The sequence below is a fragment of the Paenibacillus sp. GYB003 genome (assembly GCF_036577625.1).
GTDB lineage: Bacteria > Bacillota > Bacilli > Paenibacillales > NBRC-103111 > Paenibacillus_AB.
In genome coordinates, this window is the sequence record NZ_JARBDC010000001.1 from 329,192 (window position 1) to 353,385 (window position 24,194).

The 24,194-nt window shown below is 59.7% G+C and carries 23 protein-coding genes, 1 pseudogene and 1 riboswitch; of the genes and pseudogenes, 3 read left to right on the top strand and 21 right to left on the bottom strand.

Annotated elements, in window-relative coordinates; all coding sequences use genetic code 11:
- Positions 1-112 precede the first annotated feature (112 nt).
- Both PV407_RS01615 and PV407_RS01620 read left to right on the top strand, forming a co-directional pair.
- Complete coding sequence (locus tag PV407_RS01615) at positions 113-1,537, top strand: FAD-linked oxidase C-terminal domain-containing protein (protein ID WP_332088102.1); 1,425 nt, start codon at positions 113-115, stop codon at positions 1,535-1,537.
- The gene (locus PV407_RS01620) at positions 1,524-2,939 is read left to right on the top strand and encodes a (Fe-S)-binding protein (protein WP_442951611.1); all 1,416 of its coding nucleotides are present in this window, start codon (positions 1,524-1,526) and stop codon (positions 2,937-2,939) included. The genes PV407_RS01615 and PV407_RS01620 overlap by 14 nt, the downstream gene beginning before the upstream one ends.
- 65 nt (positions 2,940-3,004) lie before the next feature.
- Here the strand turns inward: PV407_RS01620 and ytfJ are convergent, their stop codons facing one another.
- From ytfJ to ribD, 8 genes are all read right to left on the bottom strand, one after another.
- Positions 3,005-3,520, bottom strand: a complete 516-nt coding sequence (gene ytfJ, locus PV407_RS01625) for a GerW family sporulation protein (protein WP_332088103.1) — start codon at positions 3,518-3,520, stop codon at positions 3,005-3,007.
- 148 nt (positions 3,521-3,668) lie between these two features.
- Positions 3,669-4,346, bottom strand: a complete 678-nt coding sequence (locus PV407_RS01630; protein WP_332088104.1) for a DUF2953 domain-containing protein — start codon at positions 4,344-4,346, stop codon at positions 3,669-3,671.
- Positions 4,347-4,443: 97 nt separating this feature from the next.
- Positions 4,444-5,064, bottom strand: a complete 621-nt coding sequence (gene scpB, locus PV407_RS01635; RefSeq protein WP_332088105.1) for an SMC-Scp complex subunit ScpB — start codon at positions 5,062-5,064, stop codon at positions 4,444-4,446.
- A complete protein-coding gene (locus PV407_RS01640) occupies positions 5,061-5,816 on the bottom strand; it encodes a segregation and condensation protein A (RefSeq protein WP_332088106.1) in 756 nt (251 codons plus the stop codon). Before PV407_RS01640 ends, scpB begins: the two co-directional genes overlap by 4 nt.
- A gap of 170 nt (positions 5,817-5,986) precedes the next feature.
- Complete coding sequence (gene ribH, locus PV407_RS01645) at positions 5,987-6,454, bottom strand: 6,7-dimethyl-8-ribityllumazine synthase (protein WP_332088107.1); 468 nt, start codon at positions 6,452-6,454, stop codon at positions 5,987-5,989.
- Between the two features lie 45 nt (positions 6,455-6,499).
- Positions 6,500-7,732, bottom strand: coding sequence for a bifunctional 3,4-dihydroxy-2-butanone-4-phosphate synthase/GTP cyclohydrolase II (locus PV407_RS01650; RefSeq protein ID WP_332088108.1), 1,233 nt, complete (start codon positions 7,730-7,732; stop codon positions 6,500-6,502).
- 44 nt (positions 7,733-7,776) lie between these two features.
- Positions 7,777-8,448, bottom strand: coding sequence for a riboflavin synthase (gene ribE, locus PV407_RS01655; RefSeq protein WP_332088109.1), 672 nt, complete (start codon positions 8,446-8,448; stop codon positions 7,777-7,779).
- Positions 8,430-9,554, bottom strand: coding sequence for a bifunctional diaminohydroxyphosphoribosylaminopyrimidine deaminase/5-amino-6-(5-phosphoribosylamino)uracil reductase RibD (gene ribD, locus PV407_RS01660; RefSeq protein WP_332088211.1), 1,125 nt, complete (start codon positions 9,552-9,554; stop codon positions 8,430-8,432). The genes ribE and ribD overlap by 19 nt, the downstream gene beginning before the upstream one ends.
- Positions 9,555-9,809: 255 nt before the next feature.
- Positions 9,810-9,993, bottom strand: a riboswitch (FMN riboswitch).
- A 132-nt stretch (positions 9,994-10,125) separates the two neighbouring features.
- Between ribD and PV407_RS01665 the strand changes: the two genes are divergently transcribed.
- Positions 10,126-10,566 (top strand): peptidylprolyl isomerase, encoded by a 441-nt coding sequence (locus PV407_RS01665; protein WP_332088110.1) that lies wholly within the window; start codon positions 10,126-10,128, stop codon positions 10,564-10,566.
- 98 nt (positions 10,567-10,664) lie between these two features.
- Here PV407_RS01665 and PV407_RS01670 read toward each other — a convergent pair.
- The 13 genes and pseudogenes from PV407_RS01670 to PV407_RS01730 form a co-directional block, all read right to left on the bottom strand.
- Positions 10,665-11,882: pseudogene (locus PV407_RS01670) on the bottom strand (MFS transporter); the annotation flags it as partial.
- A 135-nt stretch (positions 11,883-12,017) separates the two neighbouring features.
- A complete protein-coding gene (gene lysA / locus PV407_RS01675; protein WP_332088111.1) occupies positions 12,018-13,352 on the bottom strand; it encodes a diaminopimelate decarboxylase in 1,335 nt (444 codons plus the stop codon).
- Between the two features lie 184 nt (positions 13,353-13,536).
- Positions 13,537-15,114 carry a spore germination protein gene (locus PV407_RS01680; protein ID WP_332088112.1) on the bottom strand — a complete coding sequence of 526 codons (1,578 nt, stop codon included), beginning with the start codon at positions 15,112-15,114 and terminating at the stop codon, positions 13,537-13,539.
- Between the two features lie 35 nt (positions 15,115-15,149).
- Positions 15,150-15,575 carry a stage V sporulation protein AB gene (locus PV407_RS01685; RefSeq protein ID WP_332088113.1) on the bottom strand — a complete coding sequence of 142 codons (426 nt, stop codon included), beginning with the start codon at positions 15,573-15,575 and terminating at the stop codon, positions 15,150-15,152.
- Positions 15,572-16,255, bottom strand: coding sequence for a stage V sporulation protein AA (locus PV407_RS01690; RefSeq protein WP_332088114.1), 684 nt, complete (start codon positions 16,253-16,255; stop codon positions 15,572-15,574). The genes PV407_RS01685 and PV407_RS01690 overlap by 4 nt, the downstream gene beginning before the upstream one ends.
- Positions 16,256-16,406: 151 nt before the next feature.
- On the bottom strand, positions 16,407-17,162 hold the full coding sequence (gene sigF / locus PV407_RS01695; protein ID WP_332088115.1) for an RNA polymerase sporulation sigma factor SigF: 756 nt from the start codon (positions 17,160-17,162) through the stop codon (positions 16,407-16,409).
- Between the two features lie 12 nt (positions 17,163-17,174).
- Positions 17,175-17,621 (bottom strand): anti-sigma F factor, encoded by a 447-nt coding sequence (gene spoIIAB, locus PV407_RS01700; RefSeq protein ID WP_332088116.1) that lies wholly within the window; start codon positions 17,619-17,621, stop codon positions 17,175-17,177.
- A complete protein-coding gene (gene spoIIAA, locus PV407_RS01705; RefSeq protein WP_332088117.1) occupies positions 17,618-17,971 on the bottom strand; it encodes an anti-sigma F factor antagonist in 354 nt (117 codons plus the stop codon). Before spoIIAA ends, spoIIAB begins: the two co-directional genes overlap by 4 nt.
- Before the next feature lie 221 nt (positions 17,972-18,192).
- Positions 18,193-19,386, bottom strand: a complete 1,194-nt coding sequence (locus PV407_RS01710) for a D-alanyl-D-alanine carboxypeptidase family protein (protein ID WP_332088118.1) — start codon at positions 19,384-19,386, stop codon at positions 18,193-18,195.
- A gap of 378 nt (positions 19,387-19,764) precedes the next feature.
- Entirely contained in the window at positions 19,765-20,799 is a 1,035-nt protein-coding gene (fni, locus tag PV407_RS01715) for a type 2 isopentenyl-diphosphate Delta-isomerase (protein WP_332088119.1), read from the bottom strand.
- Positions 20,800-21,014: 215 nt separating this feature from the next.
- Entirely contained in the window at positions 21,015-22,316 is a 1,302-nt protein-coding gene (locus PV407_RS01720; RefSeq protein WP_332088120.1) for a pyrimidine-nucleoside phosphorylase, read from the bottom strand.
- 60 nt (positions 22,317-22,376) lie between these two features.
- Positions 22,377-23,228, bottom strand: a complete 852-nt coding sequence (locus PV407_RS01725; protein ID WP_332088121.1) for a purine-nucleoside phosphorylase — start codon at positions 23,226-23,228, stop codon at positions 22,377-22,379.
- Positions 23,229-23,319: 91 nt separating this feature from the next.
- A complete protein-coding gene (locus tag PV407_RS01730; RefSeq protein ID WP_332088122.1) occupies positions 23,320-24,147 on the bottom strand; it encodes a purine-nucleoside phosphorylase in 828 nt (275 codons plus the stop codon).
- Positions 24,148-24,194: the final 47 nt, after the last annotated feature.

Consider the following 24,194-nt stretch of genomic DNA (forward strand, 5'->3'; position numbering starts at 1 on the left):
GCTTTATCGAAATCCGGCCAATAAATCGTGTACATCCATTCTATAGTAAGCTATAATGAGAGAAAAGTCATCTGATGACCTGATTAATTTTATACGTATTGGAGGACTCCCCATGCTCGAGAAGTCCATTCGCGAGAAGCTGATCGGCATCGTCGGCGAATCGTGGTTCAAGGACGATATGGAAGCTTTGGTCAGCTATTCGTACGACGCCACGCCGATGCAGCAGGCATTGCCGGACGGCGTCATTTTTCCGTCCACGACGCAGCACGTGTCCGACATTTTGAAAGTCGCCAACGAGCATCGCATCCCGATCATCGGACGCGGCGCCGGCAGCAACCTGTGCGGCGGCACCGTGCCGCTCGAAGGCGGGCTCGTCGTCGTCATGAACCGGATGAACAAGCTGCTCGAGATCGATACCGACAACTTGACGGCCACGTTCCAAACCGGCCTGAACACGAAGCAGTTTCATCAGGCGGTCGAAAGCCGCGGCCTGTTTTACCCGCCCGACCCGAGCAGCATGGTCATTTCGACGCTCGGCGGCAACATCATGGAATGCGCCGGCGGCTTGCGCGGGCTGAAGTACGGCACGACGAAAGATTACGTGATCGGCCTTGAAGCGGTGCTTCCGAACGGCGACATTATCCGCACCGGCGGCAAGCTGTACAAGGACGTGGCCGGCTACGACCTGACGAAGCTGCTCGTCGGCTCCGAAGGGACGCTGGCGATCGTCACCGAAGCGACGGTGAAGCTCATTCCCGCCCCCAAATACAAAAAAACGATGGTCGCCCATTATAAAGATTTGAACGCGGCCGCCCGTTCCGTGTCGGCGATCGTCGGCAACCGGATCATTCCGGCGACGCTCGAGTTTCTCGACAACGCGACGATTCGCGTCGTCGAAGGCTTCAACAATATCGGCCTGCCGACCGATATGGAAGCGATACTGCTTATCGAGCAGGACGGCATGGACGAGACGGTCGTCGAGAAGGACATCGTGGAAATCGTCCGCATTTGCAAAGAGGAGGGCGCCGTCGAAGTGAAGATGGCGGCCGACGCCGCCGAGGCGGAAAAGCTGATGCTCGCCCGCCGCAGCGCGCTGTCGACCTGCGCCCGCATCCGGCCGACGACGATTCTCGAGGACGCGACCGTACCGCGCTCCAAAATCGCCGACATGGTCATGGCGATCAACGACATCGCCCAAAAATACGACGTGCAAATATGTACGTTCGGACACGCCGGCGACGGCAACCTGCATCCGACCTGCACGACGGACGCGCGCGACGCGGACGAAATTCACCGCGTGGAGATGGCGTTCGAGGAAATATTCGAAGCCGCGATCCGGCTCGGCGGCACCATTACCGGCGAGCACGGCGTCGGCGTCATGAAAGCTCCGTATCTCGAATGGAAAGTCGGCGCGGCGGGCATCGAGCTGATGAAAGGGCTCAAAAGGGCGTTCGATCCGAACAACATTATGAATCCGGGCAAAATGTTCGCCAAACAATCGCGGAAAAGAGTGGTGATCGATCATGGCGGCCGATGAGCATATGACGCAGAACGAAACGCACACATCGTGGGGATCGTCTCCGGCCAAAAAGCCGCTGAACCCGCTCGCGCAAACGATGAAGCTGCAGCTGAACTACGACGAATTGACCAACTGCATGCGCTGCGGCTTTTGCCAGGCGGCATGCCCCACCTTTCTCGAAACCGGCCTGGAAGCCGCCTCTCCGCGCGGACGGATCGCTTTGATGAAAGCCGTCGTCGACGGCGTCATGAAGCCGGACCAAAGCTTCCGCGAGCAAATGGACTTGTGCCTCGGCTGCCGCGCCTGCGAACCCGTTTGCCCGGCCGACGTCAAGTACGGGCATTTGCTGGAGGAAACGCGCGATTCGCTCGAGAAGCACGAGGAGCATCGCTGGTTTGTCAAGGCGGTGCGCAAAGTCGCCTTTAAAGAGATGTTTCCGAAGCCGAAGCGGATGAAGCTTGTCGGCAAGCTGCTGCGCACGTACCAGAAGTCGGGGCTGCAAAAAGTGGCGCGCGGCACCGGCATCATGAACCTGTTCCCGAAAAACATGCGCGACATGGAAAAAATATTGCCGGAAGCGTCCGGCAAAGGCGTCGTCGAAACGCTCGGCACCCGCGTCCCGGCCAAAGGCGAAAAAATCGCCACCGTCGGCATGTTCCGCGGCTGCCTGATGGACGTCATGTTTACGCAGACGAATTTGAAAACGGTCCGGCTGCTCAGCGAAGCCGGGTTCGAGGTCGTCATCCCGGATACGCAAAACTGCTGCGGCGCGCTGCACGCCCACTCCGGCGAAGTCGATCAGGCGAAATCGCTGGCCCGTCAAAACGTTCGCGCCTTCCGCGAAGCCGGCGTCGATTACATCGCCTCCAACGCGGGCGGCTGCGGCGCTCTGCTCGTCGAATACGACCATCTGCTGCACGACGAGCCGGATTTTGCGGACGACGCCAAATGGTTCGCTTCCCGGGTAAAGGACGTCAGCCACCTGCTGCTCGAAAAAGGGCGGTTGCCCGAATTCAGGCAGCCGGAGCGGGCGGCCGCGGACGGACGGCCGTTCACGATCACGTATCAGGATTCCTGCCATTTGCGCAACGTCATGCGTTCCTCGAACGCTCCGCGCAATTTGATGAAGCGCGTGGCGAACGTCGACTTCGTCGAGCTGCAGGGCGCGGACCGCTGCTGCGGCTCGGCCGGCATTTATAATATCGTGCAAACCGAGATGGCGAACCAAATATTGGAGCACAAGATGGAGCATGTCAAAGAAACGAACGCCCATATGCTTATTACGAGCAATCCGGGCTGCCTGCTGCAAATGAAGCTCGGCATCGAGCGCGAAAACATGTCGGACCAAATGGAAGCCGTTCATATCGTGGACTTTTTGTACGACCGGATCGCGGAAAGCAAGCCTTCCCGTCCGTCGTAACGTCGCAAATGATCGCAAAAAAAGCGACCCGCACGCGGGCCGCTTTTTTTTGCTGGCGTTGTTCGTCAGTCCATCGTATTCATGCCGCTCGTGCCGGCATACGGATTCGTCGCGGGCGTCGTCGTGCCGGCGAAGCCGGTTGCGGGCATTCCGGCCTGCGTTTTGTTCGACCGGAGCATGCTTTGAATTTTGTCGACCACTTGCGGCGCTTGATCGATCAGCCGCTCGTACAGATGCGTCTGATTGTCGAGCGGGACGATTTTAACGCCCTGCTTGCCGACGACGAGGAAGGCGATCGGGGTAATCGATACGCCTCCGCCGCTGCCCCCGCCGAACGGGAGAGCGACCGACGCGTTGTGCGCGTCGTTGCGGTGCGGTCCTGCGTTCGAATCCATGTCGCCGCCGTCGACGGAAAACTCGCTGCCCCCCGCCGCGAAGCCGAAGCCGACTTTCGAAATCGGCATAATGACGCTGCCGTCCGGCGTTTCGACCGGGTCGCCGACGATCGTATTGACGTCGACCATTTCTTTAATATTTTCCATCGCGGTTTTCATCAAACCTTGGATCGGATGATCGGCCACTGCTATTCCTCCTCTTGGTAGCTGCCTGCTTTGATGATATGAAGATTTCGCATACAGCCATAGCTTATCCGAATGCCCCCGGCGTTATGTACGTCATACCGTCGCAGCCTTCTCCGGGACGGCGCTCTTTCCGAGCCCCGGGAACATTTTACGTCGAAGGCTTCGCAAATAGTTTTCGCCATACGCGAAAGCCGCCTTTGACGCGCAAAATGCGGTGCGTCAGCCGAAACAGGGCGTACAGGGCGAACGCCGTTTTGATTTTCAGGTCGCAAACGGCTTCCGTCGAGAAATGGTCGCTGTTGAAAACGGGCTCGACTTGGAGGACGGGCTTCGTCTCGAGCCGAATGTGCCGGAACAAGAAGCCGAGCAGCGACGTTTTGACGCCCCAGACGATGCCGGTCGTAATCGCCGTGTCCGCGGCGTCGCCGAGCCCGATTCGCGTCACCCAGCGCATGTCCGTGCATTGGACGCGGGCCAGGACGCTTTTCGTCCATTCGACCAGCTCGACCGTATGCGCGAGCAGCTCCCGCGTCGTTCGGAAAAACCGCTCCACCTTTTCCCGCGTAATCGTCGTTTTTCGTTCAGCGAGCAAATCGTTTCTGCTTCGTCCGATCGCTTTCGAATTCACCATAAGTCCGTCTTCGTTCCAATACAAGATCGGCACGGCGTATCGATACCGGATAAGCCCGAGGGCGCCCTTCAAATCGACGGTTATCTGATCGTCCCCCTCTTTCCGGGAAAAACGGATGCGAACCGCAATGTCGCTGAAAACGAACAAGAGCATTCCCAAAACGAGAATGCCCGCGATCAACCATGCCCATATCATGCGCCTGATCCTCCGGTCATCCCTAAACTCGGATCCGTTAATCCGCCTTCATCCACGTTTAGTATGACCTGTACGTCCGGACCTATGCGCCATCCCGCTATCCTTCGCTTTCTTTGGAAGCGCCCTGCACGTCGTCGATCGTCAGCTGGTGGCCTTCGAGCTTTTCGAACAGCATGCGGGTTTCTTCCTCGAGGTCGTCCGGATTTTGCAGCGACGCCTCCGGCAGCTCGTGCAAGCCGGCCAGGCCGAAATAGTCGAGAAACGATTTGGTCGTGCCGTACAAAATCGGTCGTCCGATCGCTTCCGCGCGCCCGACTTCGACGATCAAATTTTTCGCCGTCAGCGTCTGCAGCGCCCGATCGGCCTTCACGCCGCGAATTTGCTCGATATCGATCCGCGTGATCGGCTGCTTGTACGCGACGATCGCAAGCGTCTCGAGCGCCGCCTGAGACAGGCTGGATCGGGTCGGCGATTGGGCCAGCCGCTCGAAATACGGCGCGTGCTCGGGCAGCGTCGTCATTTGGAAGGCGCCGGCGATTTCCACGATTTGCACGCCGCGCTCTTCGCGCTTGAAAAGCTCCGTCATCTGCTTCAGCAGTCCGGTCACCTCGTGCGGCTGCAATTCGAGAACGTCGGCGATTTGCTTCGCGTCGAGCCCTTCGTCCCCGGCCGCGAACAACAAACCTTCGATGACCGATTGAATTTGACGGTAATTCAACCTGAAGCTCCCCCCTCTTTTCGCTCGATGACGATATCGTCGAACAGCCGCTGCTGGAAGCAGGCGATCTGTTTCGTTTTCATAAGCTCGAGCAGCGCCATGAACGTAACGACGATTTCCTCGCGCGTCATTTCGTAGTCGAACAGCTTCGAGAACAGCAGCCTGCCGCCGCGTTTGCCGAGCAGCGTCAGCACTTCGCCCATCCGTTCCTTGACCGATATTTCGTCGCGGCGAATTTTCGCCACCGTCTGGCGCGAATTGGCTCGACGCAGCGCCCGCTGAAACGCGATGACAAGATCGCCGACGTCGAGACCTTCGACCGGATTGACGTCGACCTCCCGAACGTACGGGGTCAAATCTTCCGGCTCCCGCGTGTAGATGAGGCTGCGGGCAAGCTCCTTGTCGCGCAGCTCCTCGGCGACCGCCTTGTATTTCCGGTATTCGAGAAGCTTCTGCACGAGCTCGGCGCGAGGATCGAACGCGTCGTCTTCGTAAAAATCGTCTTCCAGTTCGACCGGCGGAGGCTTCGGCAGCAGCATTTGGCTCTTGATCGCCAGCAGCGTCGCGGCCATGACGAGAAATTCGCTCGTTACTTCCAGCTCCAGCTCCTGCATCTCGGCGAGCACTTCCATATACTGCTCCGTAATTTCGTGGATCGGAATGTTGTAAATGTCGATTTCCGCCTTGTCGATCAGGTGGAGCAGCAGATCGAGAGGACCTTCGAACGTATCCAGTTTGTAATGCGGCTTCAATTCGGTCCACCTCGGCTTCGGAAACATGACAAAACGATTCGTTACATGCAAGCGGCCGCCGGATAAGCGGCTCGCCCTTTATAGACGGGAGCGGGTCCGACAATGCTCAAGAAGGCCGTTCGGCCCGAATGTCGGACGCCGCTCCCGGCGCGCTCTCCGGCGGCGATGCGTCAGCCTTCGAGCTGCTTGGTCAGGTTGGCCATTTCGATCGCCGTTACGGCCGCTTCCCAGCCTTTGTTGCCGGCTTTCGTGCCCGCCCGCTCGATCGCCTGCTCGATCGAATCGGTCGTCAGCACGCCGAATACGGTCGGCACGCCCGTCTTCAGCCCGATCGCGGCGACGCCTTTGGCGACTTCGTTGCACACGTAATCGAAATGCGGCGTCGAGCCGCGAATGACGGCGCCGAGCGTAACGACGGCGTCGTATTTGCCGCTTTGCGCCATTTTTTGGGCGATCAGCGGAATTTCGAACGCTCCCGGCACCCATGCGATGTCGACCTCTTCCTCTTTCGCTCCGTGACGCTTGAAGGCGTCCAGCGCGCCGCTGAGCAGCTTGGACGTAATAAATTCGTTGAACCGTCCCACGACGATTCCGTATCGATAGCCGGCGGATATTAAATTTCCTTCGAAATGTGTCATCGTTATAGGCTCCTCTGTAGGTAGGTTATTGGATTATCGGGCCGGTCAAATGCCGGCGCCGCTGTCGTGCTCGAAATTCAGCATATGGCCGAGCTTTTGCTGCTTCGTGCGCAAATAGTTCCGGTTGTCGTCGTTCGCTTCCATCTGGATCGGAACCCGCTCCACGATTTCCATGCCGTAGCCTTCGAGTCCGCGAATTTTGCGCGGGTTGTTCGTCAGCAGCCGGATTTGGCGAACGCCCAAGTCTTTCAAAATTTGCGCGCCGATGCCGTAATCGCGCAGGTCGGGAGCGAAGCCTAATTTAATATTCGCGTCGACCGTGTCGAATCCCTGCTCCTGCAGCACGTAAGCTTTCAATTTGTTGATCAGCCCGATGCCCCGGCCTTCCTGGCGCAAGTAGACGAGCACGCCGCCGCCTTCCTTGTCGATCTGCTCGAGCGCCGCGGCCAGCTGGGGTCCGCAATCGCACCGGTGCGAATGGAACACGTCGCCGGTCAAGCATTCCGAATGCATCCTGACGAGCACCGGAAGGTCCGGATCGATATGGCCTTTGACGAGCGCGACATGCTCCTGGCTGTTCACCTCGTTCGAGTAGGCGATCGCTTTGAACAAGCCGAAGTCGGTCGGCAGCTTGATCTCCACCTCGCGCTTGACGAGCTTTTCCTTTTCGTTGCGGTAATGGATCAAGTCTTTGATCGTGATCATTTTCAAATCGTGCTTGCGGGCGATTTCGCCCAGATCGGGGACGCGCGCCATCGTGCCGTCTTCCTTGATCACCTCGCAGATGACCGCGGCCGGGTACGAGCCGCACATGCGGGCGAGGTCGATCGCCGCTTCCGTATGGCCGGCCCGGCGCAGGACGCCGCCTTTTTTCGCGATCAGCGGGAAAATGTGTCCCGGCCTCCGCAGCTGCTGCGGACGCGTCGCCGGATCGATCAGCGCCTTGACCGTGCGCGCCCGCTCATGGGCGGAGATGCCCGTGGACGTTTCGCTGAAGTCGACCGAGACGGTGAACGCCGTTCCGTGATAATCCGTATTTTTGGCGACCATCGGGGGCAGATCGAGCTCCTGGGCGCGCTCTTCCGTAATCGGCACGCAGACGAGACCGCGGCCTTCCTTGATCATGAAGTTGATGACGTCCGGCGTCGCCTTGTCGGCCAGCGCGATAAAATCCCCTTCGTTTTCGCGGTCTTCGTCGTCCACGACGATGACCACTTTCCCGAGCATCAGATCGTAGATCGCTTCCTCGATCGTATGCATTTGGACCGGCTCCTGCATGGCTCTCACCTCTCCTTGTTTGTCTGGTCTATCGATTCGGGCGGTCAAACGAATCCGTTCTCCGCCAAAAACTCCATCGTAACGCCCGTCCCGGGCCGTCCGGCCGTCGATTCGCCGCCGCGTCCCCGGAAGTCGAGCAGCCTGTCGATATATTTGCCGAGCAAATCGAATTCGAGATTGACCGAATCGCCCGGCTGCTTATGCTGCAGGATCGTTTGGGCGAGCGTATGCGGGATGATCGATACCGTAAACGAACGCTCCTCGACATCCACGACGGTGAGACTGATGCCGTCGATCGTAATCGATCCGTGCCGGATGACGTATTTCATCGGCGACGGATCGTCCGGCTCGATCCGGAAGACGACCGCATTGTCCTCGGCGCGTCTCGAGACGATCGTTCCCGGCGTATCGACATGGCCTTGCACGATATGCCCGCCGAACCGCCCGTTCGCCTGCATCGCTCTTTCCAGATTGACGCGGGCGCCCGGCGTCAGACGGCTCAGCGTCGTCTTGCGGAACGTCTCGGGCATGACATCGACCGTAAAAGCGGCGTCGTCGAACTGCACGACGGTGAGACAAACCCCGTTTACGGAAATGCTGTCGCCGAGCTTGACATCGTCCAGCACTTTGTCCGCCTCGATCGTCAGCATCATCGCCTGCCCCTGCTTCGTCACCCGCCTCATGCGGCCGATTTCTTCTACGATTCCGGTGAACACGGCTCGTCGCCCCTTTCGTATCGCGGATATCCGGTTATGCAGCAATCGTCGTCGAACCGTTCGATCGAGACGCGCTCCAGGGCGATGGCGTCGGCCATGTTATCGAAGCCCGGCAGCGCGAAGGCGCCGGGTGCGCCCGCGCCGCCGACGATTTTGGGCGCGAAGAACAGCACGACCTTGTCGATCAAGCCCGCTTCGAGCATCGCTCCGTTCAGCGTGCCGCCGCCTTCCAGCAAAATCGAGCCGATTTCGCGCTCCGTCAGGACGGCCATCGCCTTGCGCAGATCGACCTTCGGGCCGTCGCCGCACTTGATCACCTCGACGCCCTGCGCGTTCAGCCGCATCATCTGCTCGATCGAAGCGCCGCTCGTCGTCAGCACGATCGTTTTCGCCGACGTATCCTTCACGACGCGCGCGTCGAGCGGAATGCGCAGCCTGGAGTCGACGACGAGCCGAACCGGCTGCAGCGAAGGCACGTCCAGCCTCGCCGTCAGCAGCGGATCGTCGGCGAGAACCGTGCCGACGCCGACCATGATCGCCTGATGCCGGTGGCGCAGCAGATGGACATAGGCGCGCGACCGCTCGCCGCTGATCCATTTGCTGTCTCCCGACTTCGTCGCGAGCTTGCCGTCGAGCGTCGTCGCCGACTTCAGCGTCACGAACGGCAGCTTGGAGACGATAAATTTGTTGTATACTTCGTTGAGCGCGCGCGCCTCGTTCTCCAGCACGCCGACATCCACTTGAATGCCGCCGGCGCGCAGCTTCTGGATGCCGGTGCCGGCCACCTTCGGATTCGGGTCCGCGCACGCCACGACGACCCGGCTTACCCGATCCGCGATAAGCCGGTCCGCGCACGGCGGCGTCCGGCCGTAATGGCTGCACGGCTCGAGCGTTACGTAGGCGGTGGCGCCCTCCGCTTCTTTGCCGGCCATTTGCAGCGCATGCACTTCGGCGTGATGGCTCCCCCGCTGCAGGTGGGTGCCGAGCCCGACGATGCGGCCGTCCTTGACGACGACGCAGCCGACGACGGGATTGATGCCCGTCTGGCCGAGCGTTTTCTCCGCCAGCTGCAGCGCGAGCCGCATGTAATATTCGTCATTCAGCATGTCCAAACGATGGTCACCGCCTGTCCGAATAATCGTGACTGAACGTACAAAAACCCCTCTACGGCAAACGTAAAGGGGCGGGATATCAGGAATTGGCGGCACTTGCGCAGCATTTCGAGCATGCGCAAACAGACGTCGCAACCGGGCCGAAAAAAACCCGCTGCGCACGTGCGCTCACGAAGGACCGAATCAACGCGGCGCGTACATGTGAAAAAATACACATAAACGGCGCAGCATTGCCGTACGTCACAAGCCCGATTCCTTCTCCCATCCAGACTATACTGTCGGTCCCGGATTCGCACCAGGTCCACCGGCCGGAAAAACTCGTCCCGGCACGGGTCACGGACTGATTCGGTTCGGCCGCGGATCTTGTTGCCGAAGGCATAAACGAACCGAAATCACCGCCGGTTGGGAATTGCACCCTGCCCCGAAGGAAAATCGTGTTTGGTTATTATCGTATTGTACAGCATATTACCATACAAAAACAATCGGAAGCAACAGCCTCTTTGAAAAATGTCCGGTTATCCGGTACAATGAGTAGAGTTTCGGACAAGATAGGGAGGAAATGACAATGGCGAAAAAAGGAAGCATCGAGCTGGAGAACGGCGAAAAAGTGTTGATCGAGTTTTTTCCGGAGGAAGCTCCGAACACGGTCGCCAACTTCGAGAAGCTGGCGAACAGCGGCTTTTATAACGGATTGACGTTTCACCGCGTCATCCCCGGCTTCGTCGCCCAAGGCGGCTGCCCGCACGGCACCGGCACCGGCGGACCGGGCTATACGATCGACTGCGAAACGGCGACGAACGTAAGCAAGCACGAGCGCGGCACGCTTTCGATGGCGCACGCGGGCAAAAATACCGGCGGCAGCCAGTTTTTCATCTGCTACCAGCCGCAGCCGCATTTGAACGGCGTTCATACCGTTTTCGGCAAGGTGGTCAAAGGCATGGAATTCGTCGACGCGACGCGTCCGGGCGACAAAATGAAAGAAGTCAAAGTTTGGGACGAAGCGTAACCATCGCTTTCAAACGAAGTATGAAGAATAGAGGGGCTTTCCCGTTTCGGACGGGAAGCCCCTCTTTTGTTGTCGCTTTAGCAAAATGAAGTTCCGGTTCACGTCCCGGCTCCCGTATGCTCGTGCGCCGCTTTGGCCGCCCTGCGGCTTTGCAGCAAAACCGTGACCGCCGAGACGATCAGCAGCAGTCCGTTCAGCACGAACACGACCGGAATCGAGATCCAGCCGCCGAGCGCGCCGCCGGCGATCGGGCCGGCCATATTGCCGAGCTGGTTGGCGGATTGGTTCAGGCTGAACGCCCGGCCGCGAAACTCCGCCGTCGTCGCTTTGACGATCAGGGCGTTCAAGGACGGGTAGACGGCGGCGAAAAACAGCCCGTACACGAACCGCAGCACGCCGAATCCGACGATATTGTGAAACGCGATCTGCAGGATGTTGCCGATCCCGCCGCCGATCAAGCCGATCGCCAGCGTATTGCGGTAGCCGATCCGTTCCCCGATTTTGCCCCACTGCGGCGCCGCCAAAATCGTCGCGACCCCGACCGCGGAAAAGATGACGCCCGAGCTGAGCGACGCGTCGGAATGCGAGACGCCCATCTTCAGCACATAGATCGTCAGCAGCGGCTCCAGCACCATGACGGAGCTCGTGACGATCAAGGCGATCGTCAGCTGCCGGATCAGCGGCGGATTGCCCGCCGCCTCCTTCAGGTCGTCGAGCACGTGCGAACGCGGGCGGTTGCGGTCGAAGCTTTGCTCCTTGACGCCGAACACCGCCACGAGCGCCGATACGAGCACGACCGCGCCGGACAGTAGAAACGCCTCGCGGTAGCCGACGAATTTGCTCATCATTCCGCCGACCATCGGCCCGATGATGCTGCCGGCCGCCGACGCCGTCGACATGATGCCGAGCGCGTAGCCGACTTTTTTCTCCGGCGTATTCGTCCCGACGAGCGCGATCGCCGAAGGCACGTAGCCGGCCAGCAAGCCGGACAGGATGCGGACGGCGATCAGCTCGTACGGATTGCGGACGAGCGCGGTCAATACGTATACGGCGCATAGCGAAAATCCGGAGCGGATCAGCATCGGCCGGCGGCCGTATTTGTCCGACAGCGAGCCCCAGAACGGCGCGATAAGCGCGCCGGCCAGAAACGTAATGCCGAACGCGAAGCCGGACCACAGCTCCAAATGCGATGTTACGCCGAGATCGTTGTTAATATACAGCGATAAGAACGGTACGACCATCGAAAAAGCCATTCCGCAGAAAAATACGCCTATCCACAGCACGACCAAATTTCGTTTCCAGTATGCTTCCACGGATGTCCTCCTCGTCTTGCTTCTCCAGGTTCGCCATGGCGCTTTCGGCCGTCACGAAAAAAGAACAACGCCTCAGCGTCCCCGCGAAACGTTTCGTTTCGCCGGGGCGCCGGCGCCGTTCTTTTTGTTATGCGACGTTCAGCTGTTCGCAACCGGCTGCTTCCGCAGCCTTTCGGGCAGCAAATCTTTGCCCGCCACGTCTTCGAACGTCTCGCGTCGGACGACGAGATCCGCCGCGCCGTCCTTGACGAAGACGACCGCCGGGCGGCGAAGACGATTGTAGTTGCTTGCCATCGAATAATTATAGGCTCCCGTGCAAGAGACGGCGAGCGTATCCCCGGGCTGCGTCTTCGGCAGTTCGAGGTCCCAGATGAGCATATCGCCGGTTTCGCAGCATTTGCCGGCGATCGATACCGTTTCCTCGACCGGCTCGAGGGCGCGGTTCGCCAGCATCGCCTCGTATTTGGCGTCATACAGCGCGGGGCGCGGGTTGTCGGTCATTCCGCCGTCGACCGATACGTATTTCCGTACCCCGGGGATCGTTTTGGACGAACCGATCGTGTACAGCGTCGTTCCCGCATCGCCGACGATGCTGCGGCCCGGTTCGATCCATATTTCCGGCAGCGGGTACTCGTAGCGGGCGAACAGCGTCCGGATCGCTTCGGTGATCGCCTGAACGTACTGCGCCAGCGGCAGCGGACGATCCTCCTCGACGTAACGGATGCCGAAGCCGCCGCCCAGATTGATGACGGGGAACGTAATGCCCAGCTCCTGACGAACCGTCTGGGCGAACTCGGCGACCCGCTCCGCGGCAAGGCGGAAGCCGTCGACCTCGAAAATTTGCGAGCCGATATGCGAATGAACGCCGAGAATGCGGACGTTCGGCAGCTCCATCGCTTCCCGGACCGAGCGGAAGGCGGAGCCGTTGCCGATATCGAAGCCGAATTTCGTGTCCGTCTGCCCGGTCGAAATGAATTCGTGCGTATGCGCTTCGACGCCCGGCGTCACGCGGAACAGGACGTTCATGACCGCGCCCTTCGCCTTGGCCGTTTCGCTCAGCAGATACAGCTCCGTAAAATTGTCGACGACGATGCAGCCGATTTTGGCGTCGAGCGCCATCTCGATTTCTTCCGGCGTCTTGTTGTTGCCGTGAAAATGGATGCGGCCCGGCGGAAAGCCGGCCCGGAGCGCCGTATACAGCTCGCCGTCCGAGACGACGTCGAGCGACAGCCCCTCCTCTTCCGCGATGCGGCACATCGCCATGACGCAGAACGCTTTGCTTGCGTAGGCGACCTCGAATTTCATCCCGGTCGCGCGAAACGCCTCCATAAATTCCCGGCAGCGCCGGCGAATCAGTTCTTCGTCGAATACGTACAGCGGCGTACCGAATTTATCGGCGAGCTCGACTGCGTCGCACCCGCCGATTTCAAGCCTTCCGGCTTTATTGATTACGCTTGTGCCGTGCAAATACATGTCCCGTTCCTCTTTCCCTGGTTCGAAATGAATGCTCCTGGCTGCTTGCGAAGCTTTATTCTAAAGTACCACAGCGCCGCGGCGTTGACAATGCATAACCCCCCGAACCATAGAAAGGCCGCGAGCGTTCGCGCCAACGCAAGCCGAAAAGCCCGCGGCCGATCGCGGGCTTGGCCGTACGAATCTATTCGGCGGGCTGCCGCCTTTTGTCGATCGCGTTCGTAATGCTCGGCCGCATTTTCGACGCCAAAATCGGGCGTCTCAGCAAAATGGACAGCATCGCTTTGGCGTTGAACGGAATGAACGGCCACATATAGGGCGTATTGTACGACCGTTTGACCGACAGGCAGATGAGCCAGATCGTCATGCCGATGACGAGACCGGGAATTTTGAACGCGGCCGCGAGCACGAGCAGCGCCATTCGCACGAGCCGGTTGGCAAGACCGAGCTCGTAGCTCGGGGTCGCAAACATGCCGACCGCCGCGAACGCCATATACATAATGACCTCGTTGATGAACAAACCGGTTTTGACGGCGATCTCGCCGACGAGGATGGCCGCGACGAGGCCCATCGCCACCGTAAGCGGGGACGGCGTATGCACGGCGGCGAGCCGCATCAGGTCGACGCCGATTTCGACGAGCAAAAACTGGACGATCAGCGGCAGCGCTCCGGTTTTTTGCGGACCCAGAAATTCGAGGCCGGCCGGCTTCAGCTCGGGATTCACGACCATCAGAAACCAGAGCGGAAGCAAAAACAGCGAAGCGAAAATGCCGAGGAACCGCACCCAGCGCAAATAGCTGCCTACGAACGGCGATTGCCGGTATTCCTCCACATGCTGCACAAGATGAAAAAACGTCGTCGGCAAAATCATGACGCTCGGAGACGTATCGGCAAAAACGATGATATGCCCTTCCAGCATATGCGCGGACACGACGTCGGGCCGCTCCGAATACCGGACGCTCGGATACGGGTCCCAGCCTTTTCCGATAATCGCTTCCTCGAGCTGCTTGTCCCCGAGCGGAATGCCGTCGATTTTCACCTTGCCGATTTTGTCGCGGATCGATTCGACCAGCACCGGGTCGGCGATATCGCTAATGTAGCCGATGCAAACGTCCGTTTTCGACCGTTCGCCGATCGTCATCAGCTCCAGCTTCAATCTCGGGTCGCGCAGCCGGCGGCGAACGAGCGACACGTTCGTCATCAGCGTTTCGACGAAACCGTCGTGCGCTCCCCGGACGACACGCTCCAAATCCGGCTCCTCGATCGAGCGGACCGGAAACGTCTTGGCGTCGATCGCCAGCGCCGTCGACTCGTCTTCGATAAACATCACCGTGGAGCCCATCAACGCGAAATTGACCGCTTTTTCGAACGATTCGACCGGCGTCACCTGAACATGCGATACGTATTTGCGCAAAAAATCGGCGAGCGCGTCCGGGACGACCTGCTCCCGCTCCAGCATCGAAAGCCGCACCATAATATCGGTCATGACCGTATCTTTGGAAAATCCGTTGCAAAAAAAGAAAGCGGTCCGTTTCGTCCCGAACTCCATCTCCCGGAACACGAGGTCGAAGCTGACGTTAAGACCGACTTTTTCCTCGAGCGCCCGTTTCACCCGCTCCAGGCTGCGCGGAATGTCGTCCATCCGCTTCAGCCCGAGCTCTTCGTCGGTCAGCAGCTCGCGGGCGTCGATTTTCCCTTCGTCCATCCGTTTCGGGCGCTTCAACTGTTTTCCCGGCGACTTCTCTTCCGTTCGTTCCGACATCGCTAGCACCTCCAGTCAACATTTCCGTTCCGTCTTCACGCGCGGTATACGATCCATTCGAACAGCGATCCGGCGACTTTGCCGAGCACCATCGCCATGAGCAGCCATATAATAAATTTGCCCAAACCGAGCCGCTTCGCCATAATCGGCAGCACGTTCAGCACTTCGGTGAGCGCCCCCGCCAGCATGCCGATAAAGCAGCCGACGAACGCCCCCACGACGGCCGTTGCGACAGCCGGCAGCGCGGCGCGAACGTCCAAAAAATCGGCGAACGTCCAAAACAGGACGCCCGCCACCATCGCCCCCTCGAACAAATGAACGCGGCCGAACGCGCGGGTCATTTGCGCGAGTCGCGGGACGATGTCGAGCACGATCAAAAAGGCGACCATCCCGCCGCCTACGGCAAGACCGCCGGATGCGCCCACGACGACCGCCGCGATTTTGCCCAGCAGCTCGTTCATTCGCCCTCGTCTCCGCGCGGGGGCGCCCCGTCGGGCCGCCCGCCGCCGTTCGCCGCTTTCGGAGGCCGGAGCAGCTTCTCGTATTCTTCCGTAATGACGTAATGGTTCAAGCTCTCCTGATACGTGAACATTTCGACCTCCAGCGGGCTCGGTTCCTCGCTGAACCGTTTTTTGAACAATTGATTGAAGAAAAGCACCATGCCCGCCCCGAGTCCGATCGAATACGGAATTTGCAGCCAGAACGGATGCTCGACGCGGTCGCCCGTTATCATCTCGTACAGCCGCCGGTGCACTTCCGGCATGCTGACGTCCTCGTGAAAATTCATGATCGCGAGGCCCGAGCCGAGAAACAGCAGCAGCCAGACGACGACGAGCGCCGCCCGGTTCGGCGGCCTTTCCTTCGTCCCGATATCGACGAGCACGTGCGGCTCTCCGAAATATTCGATTTTCAGCTCGGGAAACGTGCCGCGGATCGTTTTCGCGATATGCATCATGTCGATCAGTACGATGTTGCCGTCCGCCGGGGACGGGGTCGCGAGCGGGAGCTCGTGCAGCCGCCGCTCCAGCTCCGGTTCGGCCAGCAGCCGTGCGACGCGGCCGAGCGTCACGGTTTCCCCGGGCAGGATCGACGTTCGTTTATGCAAGCGCATGTAGACGGTCGGAGTGAAAGGTCGTTCCATCGGCATCACTCCCTTTCCTTCATCCTCTTCTTTTAGTATGCGAATGGCGGAATCGAATAAACGCTCTATATTTTGGCAAATCCCCGCGAAAGGCAAAAAAACCGTCCCCGCCCCTCTCGGGCCGAAAACGGTTCGCTTGTCGCGGCTCGCGCTATTGCGCGATTTGCTCGCGGATCGACTGCAATATTTTTTTCTCCAGACGGGATACTTGCACCTGCGAAATGCCGAGCCGGCTCGCCACTTCGGACTGCGTCTGGTCGCGGAAGTAGCGCAAATAGACAATGAGCCGCTCCCGCTCCGTCAGCGAACTGATCGCTTCGCTGAGGGCCAGCTTGTCGAACCATTTTTCCTGGCTTTCGTCGGCGATTTGATCCATCAGCGTGATCGGGTCTCCGTCGTTTTCGAATACGGTTTCGTGGATCGAGGACGGCGGCTTGTTCGCCTCCTGGGCGAATACGACGTCCTCCGGCGTAATCCCCATGTCCTCGGCGACTTCCTTGATCGTCGGCATGCGGCCGAGCCGTTTGGACAGCTCGTCTTTTTTCTTGCGCACCTTGTTGGCCAGCTCCTTGAGCGAACGGCTCACCTTCACCGTGCCGTCGTCGCGCAAAAACCGCTGAATTTCGCCGATGATCATCGGAACCGCATAGGTGGAAAACTTGACGTCGTAGCTCAAATCGAACTTGTCGACCGATTTCAGCAGCCCGATGCAGCCGATCTGAAACAAATCTTCCGGCTCATAGCCCCGGTTCAAAAAGCGCTGAACGACGGACCAGACGAGACGGATGTTGCAACCGACCAGCGTTTCTCGCGCCAGCGAATCCCCGGACTGGCTCAGAGCGATCAGCCGCTTGACCTCGCTATCGTCCAGGTACGTATGAGAGGCATGTTTCAAATCGACGTCCATATCGCAAAACCCCTAGTTAAACAGCGCTTTTTTTGATTCGATTCGCTTCACCATGACGACCTTCGTGCCTTGCCCGGGCACCGAGACGACGTCGACCTCGTCCATAAAGTTTTCGATGATCGTGAAGCCCATGCCGGACCGCTCCAATTCCGGCTTGGACGTATAGAGCGGCTGGCGCGCCAGCTCCAAATCCTCGATCCCTTTGCCCCGATCCTCGACCGTCAAATAAAAACGGTCGCCTTCGATTTTGGCGGTAATCTCGATCTCTTCGTCGGGGGAATTGTCGTATCCGTGGATGATCGCGTTCGTCACCGCCTCGGACACGACGGTCTTGATGTCGGTCAGCTCTTCCATCGTCGGATCGAGCTGGGAGACGAAGGCGGCTACCGTAACGCGCGCGAACGATTCGTTCTCCGATATGCTGGCAAACTTCAGCTGCATCCGATTGCTTCGGCTCATGACACCACCTCCAGACTGGATAAGGCGAGTCTTTCATTGTCCTGGATCGTCAATATTTTGAACAGGCCCGACATTTCGAACAACCGGTATATCGCCGGATTGACGTCGCACACGACCATTTTGCCGCCTCTCGCCGTAATGAGCTTGTAGCGGCCCAAGATGACCCCGAGACCCGAACTGTCCATGAAGCTCAAATCTTTCATGCTGAGGACGACGTGGTTCACATCCCCTCTTAAAATCGCTTCTTCCATTTTCGTTTTGACGGTATCGGCCGTATGATGGTCCAATTCTCCGCTCAATCGAACGATCAGCGTTCTGCGGTGATGTTCCAATTCGATGTGCAAGCTCAAGGCAGGCTCACTTCCTTTCGTTGTTGGTGCCTATCATTTCTACGAAACGGACGGAAACTCCTGCATGGCGACAAAACTAGAAGAAAACCGCTAAAAATAGCAGACGAACGCTAACTTTCAACAGGAAATGCACGATTTCGCGAGATTTCGTCGTTTTCGCTCGAGAAGTAACACGACCCGGATACCTGGCGGCATCCGGGAGCGATGCATGAAATCGGCGATCAATCCGCCATGAACAGCTTGAGCGACGTTCGCTTGAGCAGCTTCCACCAACCGGCCTTCTTCACTTCGACCGGCGATTCGATCGGGAATTCGCTCACGACTTGATCGCCTTTGTATACGACCAGCTTGCCCAGCGGCTGACCAACGGCAATCGGCGCCTTCAAGCCGGTTTGCAGCTGCAGCTCGTGGCGGATGTCCGCTCCCGCGTCGCCTTTTTTGAGGAGGACGCTGTACGGGTGCTTGGCGGTCAGCTCCAAATCGCGAAGCTCGCCTTTCTCGATCCGCACTTTGCCGATCGCGTCGCCGGTTTTGAAGATCGGATGGGACACATACTGCGAGAACGCATAGTCGAACATTTTGGTCACTTCGGCGTTTCGCGTTTTCGTATTCGGCTCCCCGAGCACGACGGCGATGACGCGCAAATTGTCGCGCTTCGCGGTCGCGGACAAGCAAAACTTCGCTTCGCTCGTATAGCCGGTTTTCAAGCCGTCGGCCCCGGAATAAAAGCGCACGAGCTTGTTCGTGTTGACAAGCCAAAACGGCTTCTCCGTATCTTTGCGCAAATAATCCTGGTACAGCCCGGTATATTTCGTAATGCCCTCATGTTTCAGCAGCTCGCGGGACATAAGAGCGATATCGTAAGAGGAGGTGTAATGGTTTTCCGCCGGCAAGCCGTTGACGTTGACGAAATGCGTGTTGGTCATGCCGAGCTGCTTCGCTCTGTCGTTCATCATTTTGACGAACGCTTCCTCGGTGCCGGCGATTTTTTCGGCCATTGCGACCGAAGCGTCGTTGCCCGAAGCCATCGCAATGCCTTTCAGCATCTCTTCGACCGTCATCTCTTCGCCGACTTCCAAAAAGATTTGCGAGCCGCCCATCGACGCGGCGTATTCGCTCGTGCGCACTTTTTCGTCCAGCTTGATTTTGCCCTGGTCCAACGCTTCCATGATGAGCAGCATCGTCATAATTTTCGTTATGCTGGCCGGCGGCAGCTTCTGGTCGCGGTTTTTTTCGTACAAAACCGTTCCCGTATCGGCATCCAGCAGCACCGCCGAGCTCGCATTCGGCGCCAGATCGACTTGCGGCGCGGACTCCTTCGCTTTCCCCGTGTTCTCGTCCGCGTAAGCCGCCGGCATGACCAGCGCCGATGCCAGCATCGCGCACGCGAACCAGGCTAATCCTCGTTTGAACATTAGATTGAACCCCTCCTGATCCATTGTCGAAACATGTTCGTTGATACCTCTGCGTAGATGGAATCGCTTCTATCCAGTTTTGACAGTTATGGTGCAAATTAAACGGGAATACGCGTTTCATTTGTCACCCGGGTGCAAATTAAACGGGAATACGCGTTTCATTTGTCATTATGCCCGATCAGTCCCGTTAGCGTTCGAAAGAACACTATCCGGCGTGCGGGCGAGACACTTTTGCGGATATAGTGTGCAAAGGAGCGCTATACAGCCCTGACCCAAAAAAGAACCGGATCCCGTCCAAGGCCCGCAGGGGACACTCCCCTGTATGAGCCTATAGACGAAATCCGGTTCGTTGAAGCTTCATCCCCGCCGAAGAAGCCGCTACGCATCGCCCGCGACGCGAACGAGCCGCCGCGTCCCGCGGAGCCCGTCCAAATCGGCGGCGCCGATGCCGAACATGGCGGCGCGCAGCTCGAACTCGATCCGCTCGAGCGTCTGCGCCGCTTCCTCGGCCGAGCGCACGCCCGCGCCGAGCAGCGAGCGGCCGAAGCCGGCCACGTCCGCGCCGAGCGCGATCGCCTTCGCCGCGTCGACGCCGTTCGCGAGCCCGCCGCTGGCGACGAGCGTGACGCGCGGAGCGGCCGCCCTCGCTTCGACGACGCACTCGGCCGTCGGAATGCCCCAGTCGGCGAACGCGTCCGCCGCCGCGCGCCGAACGCCCGCCGCCGCGCGGTACTTCTCGACCTGGCTCCACGACGTGCCTCCCGCACCGGCCACGTCCACGAACGAAACGCCCGCGTCGGCGAGCCGTCTCGCCGTTTCCCCGTCGATGCCCCAGCCGACTTCCTTGACGCCGATCGGGATCGACGCCGACCTGCACAGCGTTTCGATCTGCCCGAGCAGCCCTTTGAAATTCGTATTGCCCTCCGGCTGAAACAGCTCCTGCATGCCGTTGACATGGAGAACGAGCGCGTCGGCTTCCGCCAGCTCGACCGCGCGCCGGCATTCGGCGGCGCCGTAGCCGTAATTGAGCTGCACCGCGCCGATATTCGCCACGATCGGCACGGTTGGCGCGACGTCCCGGACGCGGAACGTGTTCGCCAGCTCCGGCCGCTCCAACGCCGCCCGCACCGAGCCGAGTCCCATCGCCCAGCCCCGGCGCTCGGCCGCTTCGGCCAAATGGCGGTTGATGGCGAGCGCCTCCTCCGTGCCGCCCGTCATCGAGCTGATCAGCAGCGGCGCCCGCATCCGCCTGCCGAGCCAGCTCGTCGACGTGTCGATTTCGGCAAAATCGGTTTCCGGCAAGGCGAGATGGCGAAACCGGTATCGCTCGAAGCCGTTTCCTCCGGTCTTGCTGCCGACGTCCTCCTCCAAACAAATCCGAATATGCTCGGTTTTTCGCCTCTCCGTGCTCATGAGCGTCCCCCTGTTACAGCCCGTCGAATTCTAGTTCTCGTCCTTCCTACTTTTACTATAAGGCAATTCTACCCCTATTACAAAAAAAACGATCGCTCCGCCAATGGCCAACAGGCAAGAAGACGCGACGGCGTATTCCGCCGCGGTTCGCAAAACGGCGCTGTCGCAGAAAAAAAGACTTTCCCGTCATCCCCGGGGAAAGTCTCGTGTATCGCCTATTCGACTACGTCGTACACGACCGGAACCGGCTCCGGCTGATCGCTTCCGATCGTATAAGCGGCCAGCAGCCGCTCCGTAATGTCCCGGTTGTTTTCCCGGTTGCTGTGAAGGACGGCGATCGTTTCGCCGAACGAAACGCGGTCGCCGACTTTTTTGCGCAGCGAAACGCCGACGGCGTAGTCGATCGCGTCCTCCTTCTTCGCCCGGCCGGCGCCGAGCAGCATCGCCGCGACGCCGACCGCTTCGGCGTCGATCGCCTGCACGAAGCCTTCGTGCTCCGCGCGCACCGCCAAGCGATACGCCGCTTGCGGCAGCAATGCCGGATCGTCGACGATCGCCGGATCGCCGCCTTGCGCCTCGACGAACTTGCGGAACGTCTCGAGCGCCCGCCCGGCGCCCAGCAGCTCCTCCAGCCCCTGCCGTGCGGCGGCGAAGTCCGGATACGCGCCGCCGGCTATCGCCATATAGGCGGCCAGCGTCAAACAAATGTCGCGCAGCCTGGCGTCGCCGCCGCCCCGAAGCGTCTCGATCGCCTCCGCGACCTCGAGCGCGTTGCCGACCTCGGTACCGAGCGGCTCGTTCATGTCGGACAGCACCGCGATCGTTCTCCGCTTCAAGCTTTTGCCGATCGATACCATCGTCGACGCCAGCTCTCTCGCCTCTTCGAGCGATTTCATGAACGCTCCCGAGCCGACCTTGACGTCGAGCACGATCGCATCGGCGCCGGAGGCGATTTTTTTGCTCATAATCGACGAAGCGATCAGCGGAATCGAGTTCACCGTCGCCGTCACGTCGCGCAGCGCGTACAGCTTCTTGTCCGCCGGCGCCAAATTGCCGCTTTGCCCGACGAGCGCCATTTTGTTCTCGTTCACGTTGCGCACGAACTGATCGTTCGGCAGCTCGATCCGAAAGCCGCGAATCGATTCGAGCTTGTCGACGGTGCCGCCCGTATGGCCGAGTCCGCGCCCGGACATTTTGGCGACCGGAACGCCCGCGGCGGCCACCAGCGGCACGACGATCAGACTCGTTTTGTCGCCGACGCCGCCCGTCGAATGCTTGTCGACTTTCGTGCCCCGGATGGCGGCCAAGCTGACGACATCGCCGGACGACGCCATCGCCATCGTCAAATCGGCGATTTCCTCCTCGTCCATGCCGCGGAAAAAGACGGCCATCGCGAAGGCGGACATTTGATAGTCCGGGATGTCGCCGCGCGTAAAGCCTTGTACGATAAAATACAGCTGCTCCCGCGTCAGCCGTCCGCCGTCGCGTTTATGCTGTATGAGATCGACCATTCTCATGCCCGCTGCCTCCTCGTTCCTCGATCCGGCCGGCGAACCGCCGCGCCGATTGTGCTTCCGTTACCGGCCGACCTCCCGGACGAACGATTTGACGAGGGCGGCGAATTTCGGCTTCGTCCGGTTCGCCACCTCCATCACCTGCTCGTGGGTGAGCGGCTCCAGCTCTTCGCCGATCGCCATGTCGGTAATGCACGAAATGCCGAGCACGTCGATGCCGCAATGGCGCGCCGCGATCGTTTCGGCGACGGTCGACATGCCGACCGCGTCTCCTCCGAGTCTGGCGAGCATGCCAAGCTCGGCCGGGGTCATGTACGACGGGCCGCTAATGCCGCAGTATACCCCTTCCTGCAGCTCCAGCGAATCGCCGTCGTCGCCGCGAATTTGGCTCGAGATGCGGTGCGCCAGCTCGCGGTACGCTTTGTTGTACGCCTCCGACATGTCCGGGAAGCGCGGACCGAGCTCCGCGAAATTTTTGCCGATCAGCGGATGATCGCCCGTCATGTTGATATGATCGCAAATGAGCATCAAATCTCCCGGCCGGAACGCGCGGTTCATGCCGCCCGCCGCGTTCGTCAGAACGATCGTGCGAACGCCGAGCTTATGCATGACGTATATCGGGGCTACCACCTTGCGCATCGGGTACCCTTCGTAATAATGAAAACGGCCTTGCATGACGATCACCGTTTTGCCTTCCAGCTTGCCGACGACAAACCGTCCGGCATGGCCTTCCACGGTCGAAACCGGAAAATGGGGGACGTCGCCGAAGTCGATGACCGCCGCGTCCTCCACCTCCTCGGCCAAATCCCCGAGTCCGGAGCCGAGCACGAGCCCTATGGCAGGAAGCCGATCACCAATGCGACCGCGGATATAGCCGGCCGCTTGATTGATTTGTTCCACATAAGACAGTTCCATGAAAGTATAACCTCCCGGGCCATGATAAAAACATGATAATCGAATCGATAAATAAGGCCGGCTCGGGCGATAACGCCGCGAGCGCAATCCGTTACAGCTTCGGGATAATCGCGGCGACGAGGCCGAGGAACCGTTCCTTGACCCGGTTCGCCGTATCCATCACTTCGGCGTGCGACAAATGCTGCTCCAGCATGCCGGCGGCCATGTTCGTTATGCACGAGATGCCCAAAACCTCGATGCCGGCATGCCGGGCGACGATCACTTCCGGCACCGTCGACATCCCGACCGCGTCCGCCCCGATCGTCCGCAGCATGCGAATTTCCGCGGGCGTTTCGTAGCTCGGACCGAGCAGGCCGGCGTACACCCCTTCCCGCAGCTCCAGCCCGAGCTCCGCCGCCGTCTCGGTCGCGATCGTACGCAGCCTCGCGCTGTACGCCTCGGACATGTCGGGGAAACGGACGCCCAGGGCGTTCTCGTTCGGGCCGATCAGCGGATTGCGGAACATGAAATTGATATGGTCGCGAATCAGCATGAGCTGGCCCGGCTCGAAGGCGGCGTTAATGCCGCCGGCCGCGTTCGTGACGAGCAGCGACCGCACGCCGAGCGCCTTCATGACGCGCACCGGAAACGATACGGACGCCACGTCGTAGCCTTCGTACAGATGAAAGCGTCCCTTCATCAATACCGTTTTTTTGCCCCCGATCGTGCCCACGAGCAGCTCGCCGGCGTGTCCTTCGACCGTGGACACCGGAAAATGCGGTATTTCCTCGTAATGGATGACCGTCACGTCTTCCATCGCGTCCGCAAGAACACCCAGCCCCGAGCCCAATATGAGCCCGACTTCGGGCGAATACGGAATTTCTTCCTCGATAAACCGAACAGCTTCCATGACGCGCTGTTCCGTCGACCGTTCGCGCATAGAGCCACCTCCCGATCCGATCTTCGTTTATGTACTTTCCGGCGGCC